The following is a 13,489-nucleotide window of genomic DNA, read 5'->3' on the forward strand; positions in this document are numbered from 1 at the left end:
GCGGGTAACGTAACTTTCGACCGGGGCCTGCGGCCCGACAATCCACAAGGGGGAACCATGCGTGAAGCTGTCATTGTTGAAGCGGTGAGAACGCCGCTCGGACGCCGCGGTGGGGCGCTGAAGGACATCCACCCGGTGGATCTGCTCGGGATGACGCTGAACGAGCTGATCGATCGCACCGGCATCGACGCCGGCCTCGTCGACGACGTCATCGGCGGCTGCGTGTCGCAGGTCGGCGACCAAGCGTTCAACATCACTCGCAACGCTTGGCTCGCGGCCGGCTTGCCCGAGCACGTCCCGGCCACGACCGTCGACCGTCAGTGTGGTTCGTCGCAGCAGGCGGCGCATTTCGCGGCGCAGGCGGTCATGTCCGGCGCGAACGACATCGTCGTCGCGTGCGGCGTCGAGAGCATGACGCGCGTCGGCATGGGCGCTTCGCTGGCCGGCGGGTTTCCCTTCACCGCATCGATGAACGAGCGCTACGACGGCAACCTGGTTCCGCAGGGAATCAGCTCGGAGTTGATCGCGGCTCGCTGGGGCATCACCCGCGAGGAAGTCGACGCCATTGGGCTGCGCTCGCAGTTGCTCGCGCAGCAGGCGACGAAGGAAGGTCGTTTCACTCGCGAGATCCTTCCGATCAAGGTCGGCGCCGACGGCGACGCGCGCGTCTTCGACACCGACGAGGGTCTGCGTGAGACCTCGGCCGAGAAGCTTGCGTCGTTGAAGCCGGCGTTCTACACCGAGGATGCCGCGGCGAAGTTCCCGGAACTCAAGTGGATCACCACGGCTGCGAACTCGTCGCAGATCACCGACGGTTCTGCCGCGCTGTTGATCATGACGCCCGAGAAGGCTAAGGAACTCGGTCTGAAGCCGCGCGCGCGGTTCCACTCGTTCGCGGTTACAGCCGCCGACCCGGTGCTGATGCTGACGGCCCCGATCCCGGCGACGCAGAAGGTTCTGGCGCGCGCCGGCTTGAACCTCGGAGACATCGACGTCGTCGAGATCAACGAGGCCTTCGCCACAGTGCTGGTTGCGTGGAAGAAGGACGTGGGCGCCGACGACGCCTGGTTCGACAAGAACGTTAACCCCAACGGCGGCGCGATCGCGCTGGGACACCCGCTGGGAGCATCGGGCGCGCGCCTGATGACGACGATGCTGTACGAACTCGAGCGCCGCGGCGCGCGCTACGGCCTGCAGACGATGTGTGAGGGCGGCGGCATGGCCAACGCTACGATCATCGAGCGCCTGAGCTAACGCACCAAACTCCGACGGCCGCCGGATATCCGGCGGCCGTCGCGTATTCTGCCGGCTTACCGGCCGTAGTCGTGGAAGCCGCGGCCGGACTTGCGGCCGAGCAGGCCGGCCTCGACCATCCGCGACAGCAGCGGCGGCGGCGCGTACAGCGGCTCCTTGAATTCTTCGAACAAACTGCGCGCGACGGCGTGCAGTGTGTCCAGGCCGATCAGATCCGACAGCGCCAAGGGCCCCATCGGGTGGTTGCAGCCCAGGACCATTCCCTGGTCGATGTCTTCGAGCGTCGCGAAGCCGCTTTCAAGCATCCGCACCGCGTCGAGCAAGTAGGGGATGAGCAAACGGTTGACCACAAACCCGGCGCGGTCGCGCGCCATTACGGTCTTTTTGCCGAGGTCGTTCTCGACGAACTCGCGTGCGATCTGCAGAGTCTTGTCGGCAGTCGTGAGCGCCGGGACGATCTCGACGAGCGGCATCACAGGGACCGGGTTGAAGAAGTGCAAGCCGAGCACTTGGCCGGCGCGCGAAGTCGCCGACGCCAGTTTCATGATCGGAACCGAGGAAGTGTTCGTCGCCAGAATCGCATCGCGCGGGGTGACGGAGTCCAGGCTCTCGAAGAGCTTCTTCTTCAGCTCCTCGTCCTCTACGACGGCCTCGATCACCAACTCGACGGAGTCGAATCCATCCCAGCCCGACGTGTAGGCGATGCGACCGCGGACCGCGGCGTGCTCGTCGTCGGTCATCTTTCCTCGGGAGACCGCGCGCGCCAGGCTGTGCTCGATTCTGCCGCGCCCGGCCTCCAGCGCCGACTCGCTGATTTCTTTGACTGCGACGTTGAGTCCGGCGCGCGCCAGTACCTCGGCGATCCCGGACCCCATTAGCCCACACCCGACGACACCGATTCGTTCCATGGCTTCCTCGCCTCCTGGAGACGCTTGTGGCGTATCTTCTCGACAGAATCTAGGCGGCGCGCGCGGCCGACACCAAACCCGCGCGCGTGAGAACGGAATCGCCCCTGCGGCACCGCGGCGAAGAGATGATCCGAGGAGAAGAGAGCCGGTAAGCCGACGGCGCTACTCGTCGACGATTCGCTGAGCGCGCTCTTTCAGGGCCTTGAAGTCCCGGCGAGGGCCGTTGTCCGGCAGCAGGCCGTCGGTCTTGGAGAACCCCCACCCCACGAGCGAGATGTGAACTCGCCCGCTCCAAACCCGCTTGAGCGGGGCCCCGCAAGCGCTGCACGACTCGGGGTGCGGGTCGCTGAAGGCCAGCGTGTGCTCCTCGTGTTCGTCGCAGCCGGTGCACTTGAATTCGTAGATCGGCACTTCTCCACACCTCTGTCCACAGACTGGGGAAAGACTACAGCGTTGTAATTACGTCTTGAGAAACCGTTCCACGACCCCGACCAACTCGGCGACCTTGGCGTCCTCCTCCGGGGTGTCCACCGCGTCTCGCACGCAGCCGCGGATGTGGTCGGACAACAGGTGCAGACCAACCTTCTCCAAGGCGCCCGTGGCTGCGTTGATCTGAGTCAGGATGTCGACGCAGTAGTTGTCTTCTTCGACCATGCGTGCCACGCCGCGAATCTGCCCCTCGATCTTGCGCAGGCGCGACAGGAGCTGCTCTTTGCTCTCTCCGTACAAGTAAACCACGGCTTGATTATACCCCGTGGGGGTATGACTCCGACACTCGGGATGCCGCGCTTATCGCCAGAACACGCCGGTGAAGAAGCCGCCGGCGATGAAGGTGAACCCGGACAGCAGCCCCCACAGCGGCGAGCCTCCCGGCAGCAGGCCGAGGTAGTACAGCACGAGATCGAGCACTCCGACGCCGAGGAGCCCGAGCATGAGCCATGGGACCCATACCGGAGACGGCTTGGGCTTGGGTTTTGGCGGCGCCTTGTAGCGCACGCGCTTGGATTTGGAAACAGGCATGCGCGCTATAGTACCCGCACCTCAACCGGCGGACAGAACCGTGCGGCAACGATCCTTCCCTGGTCTCCGATTCGTGCCCCATCTAGCCCTTGCCCTGCTGGGCTTCACGATTGTGCTTGCCGTGCGCAGCGCGCCGCCCGGCCCCCGCGTCGCCCGCCTGTCAACGCTGGTCGATCTGATCGCGCGCGAGGACGCCCGCTCCCACCGTTTGCGCGATCAACTGGAGGCGCTTCAGCGTGATTGGGAGACGCTGCAGGTCCACATGGGCGCGCGCGAGGAGCGTCTGACCGTCATCGAGCGGCAGATCGAGATGCTCGGCCGGGTCGTCGGCTTGTCCGCCGCGGACGGGACCGGAGTGTTGATCGAGATGCGCGACTCGACGCTGCGAACCTCCCCGTCCGGGGACCTCAACGACCTAGTGATCCACGAGCAGGACCTTCAAGCGGTGGTCAACGCCTTGTGGAGCGCCGGCGCCGAGGCCATATCGATCAACGGCGAGCGTCTTACGTCGGTCAGCGCGGTGCGCTGCGTCGGCAACACTCTGCTGCTGCACGGGTCGGTCTACTCGCCGCCGTATCGCATTTCGGCGATCGGGGATCCCCCAAGCCTCATCGCCGGGCTCGACGCGGATTCGCTCGTGCGTCGCTTTCGCATCTTTGTTGAGGACTACCGACTCGGGTTCGATGTGCGCGCCCAGAGTCGTGTTTCGGTGCCGGCGTACACCGGCGTTGTCTCGACGGATCTTGCCAAACTGTCCTAGAAGTTTGTCGAGGGGGGTCCGAGTGGGCGAGAATCGGGCGGACGGCAACGAAGGGGGATGTGCATGGACCGCATTTGGGTGAAGAGCTATCCGACGGGAGTCCCGGAGGAGATCGATTTCCCGGAGGCGCCGCTGACGAGTCTTCTGGACGATGCGGTTCGCGACTTCCCCAACAATCCCGCCTTGGACTTCCAGGGGCAGCGGTTGACCTACGTCAAGCTCGCAGAGGAGGTCGACAAGTTCGCCGGCATCCTGCGCGACCTCGGTGTTAAGAAGGGAACGCGCGTCGGGATCATTCTGCCGAACGTTCCTCAGAACGTGATCGCGTATTTCGCGGCGCTGCGTCTTGCCGCCGTTGTTGTCGAGAACAACCCTTTGTACACCGAGCGTGAATTGCAGCATCAGCTCGCCGACGCCGGCGTCGAGGTTCTTGTGACGCTGGACCAGATGTACGCGAAAGTCCGTGCTATTCGGACGGAGTTGCCCGCGCTGCGGGAAGTCATCGTCACGACGGTCTTCGACGGCCTGCATGGGATCAAGGCCCTGCTCGGTCCGAAGCTCAAGAAGGAATTGCTTGCACCGGTTCCCGTGGGTGACCCGGTTAAGTTCTGGAAGGAACTTATGCGCACCGCCAAAGGCGGCGTCGCGCAGACTCCGGTGAATGCCAAAGAGGACCTCGCGCTGTTGCAGTACACGGGCGGCACGACCGGTGTCTCCAAGGGCGTCATGCTGACCCACTACAACCTGGTGGCGAACTGCACGCAGGCCAAGGTGTGGTTCACCGACGCGCAGCCGGGTAAGGAGACTTTGTTGTGCGCGCTGCCGATGTTCCACGCTTACGGGCAGACGATCTGCATGAGCGTCGGCATCCGCCTTGCGGCACTCATCGTGCTGGTCCCGAACCCCCGCGATCTGAACGACGTGTTGAAGACGATCACCCGGTCGAAGCCGACGCTGTTCCCCGGCGTGCCGACGCTGTACGCGAACTTGCTCGCGCATCCTGACCTTGCCAATCACGACGTAAAGTCGGTGCGTATTTGCTTGTCGGGCGCAGCGCCGTTGCCGGTCGAGGTCCAGGAGCAGTGGGAGAAGGTAACCGGCGGCCGACTCGTCGAGGGGTACGGTTTGTCGGAGACCTCGCCGCTGACGCACGCCAACCCCGTTTACGGAAAGCGCAAGATCGGCACCATCGGCCTTCCGGTTCCCGGGACCGACTGCAAACTCGTGGACGTGGAAGATCCCTCGAAGGAAGTTCCCGCGCCGGGTCCCGGCGAACTGTGTCTGCGCGGCCCCCAGGTCATGCGCGGCTACTGGAACAAGCCTGAGGAAACCGCGGAGGTTCTGCGGGATGGTTGGCTGCACACCGGCGACGTGGCCGAAGTGGATGAAGAGGGCTATTTCAAGATCGTGGACCGCAAGAAGGACATGATCTTGGTGGGCGGCTTCAACGTCTACCCGCGTGACGTCGAGGAAGTGCTGTACCAGAACCCAAAGGTCCTGGAGGCGGCCGTTGCGGGATTGCCACACAAGACCTCCGGCGAAACGGTGAAGGCGTACATCGTGCTGAAGCCCGGCGAGTCGGCGACGACCGAGGAGATTGATGCGTTCTGTCGCGAGCGCCTGACTGCGTACAAGGTTCCCAAGCAGTACGAGTTCCGCGTCGAGTTGCCCAAGACGTTGGTCGGCAAGGTTCTGCGGCGCGCGCTCGTTGAGGAAGAGAAGCAGAAGATGGCCGGAGGCGAGTGACGCGAGCGAAAAGGCAATGAGCGCGCCGCGGATTCTGGTCGTCGACAACTACGACTCCTTCACCTACAACCTGGTGCAGGAGTTGGCGGAACTCGGCGCCGACCCAACGGTGGTGCGCAACGATGCGTGGTCTCTTGCGGATGTGGCCGCGTTCGACGCCGACGGAATCGTCATCTCGCCGGGACCCGGCTCGCCCGAGAACCCGCGCGACATCGGGATCTCAAACGACGTCATCCGTGAGTTCGGCTCGACCGTTCCGCTGCTGGGCGTATGCCTGGGCCATCAGTGCATTGCCTACGTGTTCGGCGGCAGGATCGTGCGCGCGCCGCAACTGGTGCACGGCAAGACCTCGCAGATATACCACCGGGGTGAGGGCTTGCTGGACGGTCTTCCGATTCCATTTGAAGCAACCCGTTACCACTCGCTGGTCGTCGAACGCTCGTCGTTGCCGCACGACCTGAAGGTCATCGCAGAAACCGACGACGAACTCGTGATGGCTCTTCGGCACCGAGATCTGCCTATCGAAGGCGTGCAGTTTCATCCCGAGAGCGTGCTGACCGCGGAGGGAATGCGCTTGCTGCGCAACTTCCTTGCGCGGTGCGTTCCCTCCGGCGCGCGCGCGTAGCCGGCCGCTTCGGCCGACGGGTGGTCGGCGTATCCGGCTACGGCGACGGTGGTGGTGACGAGTCCGTTGGGACCGGGGTGGACGGTGTCGGCGACGGAGTGGGCGACGGTGTCGGTTCGGGAGCCGGTTCCTCCGCGACGTAGATCGTTACCGTCGATCCTGTCGCGATGCGCCTGTTTGGTTCGGGATCCTGACGGCAGACCCGCCCGACTTCCACCGAGCATTCGGCGCTTTGCGGTTGCTTCACAATCTGGCAATTGAAGCCTTCGCCCTCGATGCGGTTGCAGGCGTCGTCCGAGAGGAAGTTGCGCACGTCGGGCACGATCGCCGTCGTGCGTCCGCTCGAGATGGTGAGGTCTACCGGATCTCCGCGCTGAACGGAGCCGCGCGCGGTGGGGTCCTGGCGAATCACGCGTCCGAAACCGACGGTGGCGCTCGGCTCTCGGGTGACGTCGCCGACCTTGAGTCCGGCGTCCTCGATCAGCCGTCGAGCCTGCGTCTCGGTCTTGCCGACCACATCGGGGGCCTGAATGAAGTCCAGGCCGCGCGACACTGCGATCTTCACGCTCACCGTGCGCTTGTCAACGCGCTCGCCGGGGGCGGGGTTCTGTGTTGCGACCGTTCCGCCCGGGTACTTGTCCGAGTAGACGGGATCCAGGATCTCGAACTTGAAGCCGGCTTTCTCCAGGCGATCGGTTGCCGTGCTGATCGATTCACCGCGCACGTCGGGCACCGTGGCCGGCGAGGCGCCGCCCAAGATCCCCATGAATGCCCAGGCGCCGACGCCCAGGATCGCGAGCACGATCAGCGTCAGCAGGATGATTCCCGTGCGCCGCCGCCGTTGCTCTGCCGTTGGAGGCCGACGTACCGAGGCGTATCCGCCGCCGGAGCGCTCGATGATGATCGTCTCGTCGGACAGCGCCGGAATGACTCCGGTTGCGTCGCCCAGCACCGGGGTCGCTTCGACCGGCTGGCCGTGAAGCGCGCGCAGCAAGTCCTCGCGCATTTCCTGCGCGGATTGGTAGCGGTTGTCGGGGTTCTTCGCCATCGCCTTGAGCACGATCGATTCGAGTGAGGCCGGCACGTCGGGGTTCAGGCGGCTGGGCTGGATCGGAGTTTCCTTGACGTGCTTGTAGGCGATCGCGACCGGCGACGAACCTGTGAAGGGCGGCTGGCGCGTGAGCATTTCGTAGAGAACCACGCCGAGGGAGTAGAGGTCGCTGCGCGCGTCCACCGGGGCCGAGTGCGCTTGCTCGGGGGAGAAGTACTGCGCGGTTCCCAACACCATGGCGGTCTGCGTTACGGTCTCGCCGGTCGCGGCGCGCGCGATGCCGAAGTCGGTGACCTTCACCGCACCCGAGGGCGTGATCATGATGTTGGCCGGCTTGATGTCGCGGTGCACGATGCCGTGCGCGTGCGCGAAGCCGAGGCCTGCGCAGACGTCCGCGGCGATCTCGGCGGCGCGCTCGGGGAGCAACGGCCCTTCCTCGCGAATCACCTCGCGCAGGGTTTGGCCCTCGATGTACTCCATCACGATGTAGTGCGTTCCCGCGTCGGATCCGGTGTCGTACACCCCGACGATGTTCGGGTGGTTCAGTGATGCAGCAGACTGGGCCTCACGCCGGAAGCGCTCGATGAAGTGCTGATCGCCGGCGTATTGGCCGAGCAGTGTCTTGACCGCGACGGTGCGTCCGAGCACGCGATCGCGGCCCAGGTACACCTCGGCCATCCCGCCGGCGCCGAGTTGGTAGTCCAACTCGTAGCGGTCGGAGAGCGCAGCACCGCTCCGGCGTCGCGTCACGGCAGAAGGTCCTTTCGCGTCATGAGGTCGGCTGGTTTGTGCTCATGCGGTAGCGCAAACGGTAGCACCCTTCGCGGGGGCGTCGCGTCCCGAGACGGCATCGTCATTTCTTGCTCCGATCTTTCAGGGCCCGTTCGAGCAATGCCTTTGCGATCGGTCCCGCTACGCGACCGCCGGTCGCGTCTGCACCGAGGTCGCCGCCGTTCTCGACTACAACCGCGACGGCCACTCCGTCGCCCCACGCGACGAACCATACGTGAGGAGCCTCACCTTTCACGCCGGTCTGGGCGGTGCCGGTCTTCCCTCCGACCTTGCCGCTGCACGAGTTGCGCAGACCTACTACCCGGCCGGTTCCTCTGCACGCGACGTCGGCCATCATCGCGCGCATCCCCTTCGCAGTGGCTTTGGAGTAGATCGGCTTCGATACGCGCGGAACCGTGTGGTAGATCACCTTGCCGGACGCATCGCGAATCCGAGAGACGAGGTACGGCCGTGCGACCTTCCCGCTGTTCTCTACGGTCGCCGCAACCAACGCCATTTGAAGTGGTGTGATGCGGACGTCCTGCTGGCCTATGCCGCTGTAGGCGGTGGCCGGGCGCGACAAGTCCTGCGCGATGTCGCAGCCGGCCCCGGGGAACGCACGCACGCAGCTTGGGACCAGCGGGATGTCGAAGACCGGGTCACCGTTCAGCCCGAATTTCGTGGCCATCGCCTCGAGCTTGGTCGGCCCAATCTTCATTGCGATCTGGGCGAAGGTCGTGTTGCACGAGACTCGAAAGCCCCGAGCCATGCTGATGCGGCCGCCGCCGGCGCACGCGCCACCGCTGAAGTTGCGTAGCGCTTTGTCGGTGTCGGGCAAGTTCAGTCGCCGCGGGTTGGGGAAGGTCGTCGTCGTCTTCATCCCGTTCTCGAGCCCGGCGGCGGCGGTGATGATCTTGAACGTGGACCCCGGCGGGTAGCGCTCTTGTGTCGCGCGGAAGGTAAGCGGCCTCAGCGGGTTGGTGTTGAGCACATCCCAAACCTTGCGGGATTGCGCCTGGCGCGACGGCGGCTCCGACAGCCCGTTGGGGTCGTACATCGGGTTCGCATACAAGCCGAGCACCGCACCGGTTTCGGTGTCCACGACCGCCGCCGCGCCGAGTTGTTTGCCGAACTTCGCGCGCGCGATTCGCTGCAGGGCAGGGTTCATCGTCAGCTCGAGGATGTTGCCTTCCCGGGTGCGTCCGAGCAGGCTGTCCACCCAGTCCTGCGGCGCCGCCGGTTCGCGTCCGAGCATGACGTCGTTGTATGTGCGCTCGAGTCCGGTTGCGCCGTAGATGAAGGAGTAGTAGCCCGTGATGGGGCCGAACAAGGCCTTCAGCGGGTACTCGCGTCCGTATCGGTACTGCGAATCACCCGAGGGGATCGAACGCGCGATCTCCAGGCCGCCGGCCAGGATTTCTCCGCGGCGCGTGCCGTATTCCTGAATGATTCGGCGACGGTTGCGAGGGTCTTCGGTGAGCGCGCGGGAGCGCACGAGTTGCACGTAGTTTAGTTGGACGAACAGCGCGAGGAAGGCCATTCCGAGCGCGAGCGCGACGCGACGGATCGTGCGGTTCATCGCACCGCCTCGGCGTCGGATACGCGCATCAACAACGCGATGAGAATGAAGTTTGCCAGCAAACTCGACCCTCCGTAACTAACGAACGGCAAGGTGATGCCGGTGAGGGGGAGCAGGCGGGAAACCCCTCCCATGATGAGCAGCGACTGCAGGCCGATGATGATCGTGAGCCCGGTCGCAAGCAGCGTGCCGAAGTGATCGCGCGAACGCAGGGCGATGTGAAACCCTCGCGCGACGATCAGTCCGAACAGCAGCAGCAGTGCGACGGTTCCGAGCAGACCGAGTTCCTCTCCGACGGCCGCAAAGATGAAGTCGGTCGGCAGGGTGCCCGAGCGCAGACCGGGATCGATCAGCTCGGGGTGGCCTCGTCCCAGGCCGACGCCGGTGAAGCCGCCGGTGCCCAGCGCGAAAGCCGATTGCACGATCTGGCGGCCGCTGCCCTGGAAGTTCGGCCACGGGTTGAGCCAGTCCTGCACGCGCGCGGCGACGTGGGCGAAGCGGTGATAGGCGATGTTGATGCCGACGGCGAACAACCCGAGGCCGGCAAGCGCATAAGCCCCGCGAGAGGTGGCCGCGTACAAGGTCACCACGTACAGCGCGAAGAACAACATCGAGGACCCGAGGTCTTTCTCGTAGAACATGACCGCTAGCGAAAGGCCCCACGCCATCAGGAGCGGACCGAAGTGGCGTGGGGCGGGGATCCCGAGTGGGCCGATCCGGAACGAGGAGATGGTCATCACTTCGTGCTTGACGGCGAGGTAGCCGGCTACGAAGGTTGCCAGAACGACCTTGGCTATCTCCGACGGCTGGAACGTCAGCGGCCCGAGCTGCACCCACAGCCGCGCAGAGCGACTGAGGTCGGTCCCGATCGGTGTTACCGGCAGTAGGAGCAGGACGATTCCGACGAGCATTAGTGAGTACCGGAAGTTCTCCAGGATCCGATAATCGCGGACCAGCAGCAGAGTCAGCGCGAAGGCGCCCACTCCGACGGCGATCCAGGCAAGCTGCGCATCGGCCAGCCTGGGATCGATACGGCGGATGACACCGAAGCCGAATCCCGACAGCAGGATCGCGATGCCGAGCAGCGTCGGATCGGCCGACGGTGCAAGCTTGCGAACTGCGATGTGCGCGCCCACCGCGAGGACGGCGAGGACCACTGTGAAACGGATCGCTTCGGCCGAGACGCCGGGGGAACCTGCGACGTCAACCAGAGCGCTCGTGCCGAACGCGATGATGATCGCGAGCACCAAGAGCCCCAACTCGGCGTTTCGTGGCCTCACGGTTCTTCCCCAGTGGGAGACGCGGAAGGTTTGGGCTTGGATTGCCGCAGGTCGTCTACGTAGGCCCTCGCCTCGGATAGGGACTTGTACGGAGCTCCCTTCCGAACCTTGACTCCCAGCCAATCCGGGAGTTCCGAGACTTTGATTCCCGTCTTCTCTACGAGGCGAAGTGGTATCCGGGGGATCTCTTCTGGAGGAAACCCGCGGAAGATCGCCACCTCGTCGCCGGTTACTCCGACGTAGAAGTTGTTGTTCGTTACCGTGCGGGCGACGAAGATGGCGCCGAAGGCGGCGGCCGCGATGAGCGCCATCCAGATGAGCGCGCGCACTGGGAGTCTTGGATTGCGGCGAGCGTGCTGCCGTGAGCGCGGCGCCGACGTACCGCCGGAGCCCGTCACTTCCACCACGACCACCGTGATGTTGTCCGGTCCGCCGCGCGTGTTCGCCTCGTTCACCATGCGCGAGCAGATCTCGTCGAGGTCGTCGCCGTCGCCGGCGAACGCGCAAATCTCGTCGTCGTCCAGCACGCCGGTTAGTCCGTCGGAGCACAACACCAGACGATCGCCCGATGCCAGGGGGATTTGGGCGGCGTCCACGTCGACATCGCGCTCGGCGCCGAGCGCGCGCGTCAAGATCGATCGTTGCGGGTGATTCGCCGCTTCTTCGGCTGAAATCTTGCCTTCGTCCACCATGCGCGCGACGAGCGTGTGGTCGCGCGAGATGCGCTGAATCCGTCCGCCGCGGAGCAGGTACGCCCGCGAGTCTCCGACATGCGCCAGATGCGCATCGCCGCTCTCGACGACGACTGCGGTCATGGTGGTTCCCATGCCTTTGAGTTCGGGGTCGCGTTGAGACTGATCGTGTACTGCTCTGTTTGCCTTGCGCACGGCGTCGCCCAGTCCCGCGGCCGCGCGCGTGGGACTTAGCGTGTCCAGGGCCTGGATCGACTCAAGGGCGAGGTTGCTGGCAACCTCGCCTGCGCGGTGTCCGCCGAGTCCGTCGGCAACCGCGAACGTGTGTAGGCCGGCGAACATTGCGTCCTCGTTCTGCTCACGCGCGCGCCCGACGTCGGTGCGAGACCCCGACCGCAGTTCAAACGAACTCATCAGCGACGGATCTCCACGACGGTCTTGCCGACGCGGACCTCGTCGCCGACCGCCAGCGGGGAGGGGGATGTGACCTTGATCCGATTGAGGTAGGTGCCGTTGGTGGACCCGAGGTCCTCGACGAACCAGGTTCCGTCCTTGGAGAACAGGCGGGCGTGCAAGGTCGAGACATAGGTGTCGTCAAGGGGGACGGTGCAGGCTTCGGTACGGCCGAATGTGACGTCGGCGTCGTCGAGCGGGAGTTGGCGTTCGGGCTTCTCGGGCTCGTTCACTGCGATCTGCCGCGGGTGCCCTCGGCGCTTGCCGGACGACTTGGCCTGTGTGCCGCCGGCCTTGGGCGCGCGCGAGCCGACCAGGTCGAGGTAGACGATTCGCACGGCGCGCGCGATGAACAGGTACAGCAGCGCGAGGAACAGGAACTTCAGAATCGTAAGAACGATGGGTGGCAACTACGGCCTCCGGAATTCCAAAGTTGTCTCTCCGATCACCAGGCGATCTCCCACGGCCAGACGATGCCTGTTGACCCGCTTGCCGTTGATCTCGGTTCCGTTTGTCGAGCCCAGGTCCAGCACGACCCACTCGTCGCCTTCACGCCGGATTTCGGCATGACGGCGTGACACGCCGGGGTCGGGAATCATCACGTCGCACCAGTCGCCGCGTCCGATCACGACCGTCTCCTTCGACAGCGGCCAGACGCGGGTGTCCTTCCCGATCTGCACGAGTTCGGCGTCTGCATCCAGAGACATCTGAATGAGTTGCGTCTGCGGGCCTGCCTCGGGCTCGGGCTGGGCGGATTCGAGGAACTCGGCGTTGATCCCGAACGTGCCGGCTGCCTGCCGGGGCTCTTGGAGAAGGGAGATCTCGGGCGGCCCGACCGTCTTCCAGTTCTCGGCTGCGGCCGCGCGCCGGGCAACGGCGATCAACTCTTTCTTTAGCGTGCCTCGGATCTGCATCAGACGCTCGAAGTCCTTGGCGGCAAGGCGGAACGTGAACTCGTTTGGGACGAAGACCGCGCCGCTTGCGGCGGTGGTCTTGCCCTCCTCCATGGCCCGCACCATGCGCTTGCCCAGCTCGATCGGCTGGACGCCTCCGCCGGGGAGGGCCCGCGCGAAGAACCCCTCGACGATGCCTTCGAGGCGCTTCTCGAACTGCCGCAGGATGCTCACGGGCCGGATCGATTCTAACCTGGGCTGAACGCCCTGCTCAGTGGCTGGACGGTCATCGTGCCGACAGGAACCGACCCGGTAGGGGCTGATACACTCGCTTCCCGCGTGCGCCGCGTGCGCCGCGTGCAGTGCCAGGGGGACTGGCGGAACTTGGCAGACGCGCACGGTTCAGGTCCGTGTGAGCTAACGCTCATCGGGGTTCAAATCCCCGGTCCCCCACGAT

Annotated in this window: 14 protein-coding genes and 1 tRNA gene; 5 read left to right on the forward strand and 10 right to left on the reverse strand. The window is 65.1% G+C overall.

The genetic code is table 11. From position 1 onward, the window contains the following. Positions 1-57: 57 nt before the first annotated feature. A complete protein-coding gene (locus WDA27_06965) occupies positions 58-1,254 on the forward strand; it encodes a thiolase family protein (GenBank protein ID MFA5890676.1) in 1,197 nt (398 codons plus the stop codon). A gap of 56 nt (positions 1,255-1,310) precedes the next feature. On the opposite strand, the gene WDA27_06970 is transcribed toward WDA27_06965, so the two are convergent. From WDA27_06970 to WDA27_06985, 4 genes are all read right to left on the reverse strand, one after another. Continuing rightward, a complete protein-coding gene (locus WDA27_06970) occupies positions 1,311-2,162 on the reverse strand; it encodes a 3-hydroxybutyryl-CoA dehydrogenase (protein MFA5890677.1) in 852 nt (283 codons plus the stop codon). A 162-nt stretch (positions 2,163-2,324) separates the two neighbouring features. Then, entirely contained in the window at positions 2,325-2,573 is a 249-nt protein-coding gene (locus WDA27_06975; GenBank protein MFA5890678.1) for a zinc ribbon domain-containing protein, read from the reverse strand. Positions 2,574-2,621: 48 nt separating this feature from the next. Next, a complete protein-coding gene (locus WDA27_06980; GenBank protein MFA5890679.1) occupies positions 2,622-2,900 on the reverse strand; it encodes a metal-sensitive transcriptional regulator in 279 nt (92 codons plus the stop codon). 51 nt (positions 2,901-2,951) lie between these two features. Next, positions 2,952-3,182, reverse strand: a complete 231-nt coding sequence (locus WDA27_06985) for a cell division protein CrgA (GenBank protein MFA5890680.1) — start codon at positions 3,180-3,182, stop codon at positions 2,952-2,954. Between the two features lie 73 nt (positions 3,183-3,255). Here WDA27_06985 and WDA27_06990 point away from each other — a divergent pair, with 73 nt between their 5' ends. The 3 genes from WDA27_06990 to WDA27_07000 all read left to right on the forward strand — a co-directional run bounded on the left by WDA27_06990 (position 3,256) and on the right by WDA27_07000 (position 6,313). Beyond that, positions 3,256-3,942, forward strand: a complete 687-nt coding sequence (locus WDA27_06990) for a DUF881 domain-containing protein (protein MFA5890681.1) — start codon at positions 3,256-3,258, stop codon at positions 3,940-3,942. 63 nt (positions 3,943-4,005) lie between these two features. Next, a complete protein-coding gene (locus WDA27_06995; protein ID MFA5890682.1) occupies positions 4,006-5,688 on the forward strand; it encodes a long-chain fatty acid--CoA ligase in 1,683 nt (560 codons plus the stop codon). A gap of 16 nt (positions 5,689-5,704) precedes the next feature. Continuing rightward, the gene (locus tag WDA27_07000; GenBank protein MFA5890683.1) at positions 5,705-6,313 is read left to right on the forward strand and encodes an aminodeoxychorismate/anthranilate synthase component II; all 609 of its coding nucleotides are present in this window, start codon (positions 5,705-5,707) and stop codon (positions 6,311-6,313) included. A gap of 37 nt (positions 6,314-6,350) precedes the next feature. On the opposite strand, the gene pknB is transcribed toward WDA27_07000, so the two are convergent. From pknB to WDA27_07030, 6 genes are all read right to left on the reverse strand, one after another. Continuing rightward, positions 6,351-8,114: a Stk1 family PASTA domain-containing Ser/Thr kinase gene (pknB, locus tag WDA27_07005; GenBank protein ID MFA5890684.1), complete on the reverse strand. Its 1,764-nt coding sequence runs from the start codon at positions 8,112-8,114 to the stop codon at positions 6,351-6,353. Between the two features lie 103 nt (positions 8,115-8,217). Continuing rightward, positions 8,218-9,714: a penicillin-binding transpeptidase domain-containing protein gene (locus tag WDA27_07010; protein ID MFA5890685.1), complete on the reverse strand. Its 1,497-nt coding sequence runs from the start codon at positions 9,712-9,714 to the stop codon at positions 8,218-8,220. Further along, on the reverse strand, positions 9,711-10,994 hold the full coding sequence (locus WDA27_07015) for an FtsW/RodA/SpoVE family cell cycle protein (protein ID MFA5890686.1): 1,284 nt from the start codon (positions 10,992-10,994) through the stop codon (positions 9,711-9,713). The genes WDA27_07010 and WDA27_07015 overlap by 4 nt, the downstream gene beginning before the upstream one ends. After that, on the reverse strand, positions 10,991-12,100 hold the full coding sequence (locus WDA27_07020; GenBank protein MFA5890687.1) for a Stp1/IreP family PP2C-type Ser/Thr phosphatase: 1,110 nt from the start codon (positions 12,098-12,100) through the stop codon (positions 10,991-10,993). Before WDA27_07020 ends, WDA27_07015 begins: the two co-directional genes overlap by 4 nt. Next, a complete protein-coding gene (locus WDA27_07025; protein MFA5890688.1) occupies positions 12,100-12,549 on the reverse strand; it encodes an FHA domain-containing protein in 450 nt (149 codons plus the stop codon). Before WDA27_07025 ends, WDA27_07020 begins: the two co-directional genes overlap by 1 nt. Continuing rightward, positions 12,550-13,266, reverse strand: coding sequence for a DUF3662 and FHA domain-containing protein (locus tag WDA27_07030; GenBank protein MFA5890689.1), 717 nt, complete (start codon positions 13,264-13,266; stop codon positions 12,550-12,552). A gap of 134 nt (positions 13,267-13,400) precedes the next feature. Between WDA27_07030 and WDA27_07035 the strand changes: the two genes are divergently transcribed. Then, a tRNA-Leu gene (locus WDA27_07035) sits at positions 13,401-13,485 on the forward strand. Positions 13,486-13,489 lie beyond the last annotated feature (4 nt).

This window comes from Actinomycetota bacterium, from assembly GCA_041658565.1.
In the GTDB taxonomy this organism is placed as follows: Bacteria; Actinomycetota; AC-67; order AC-67; family AC-67; genus JBAZZY01.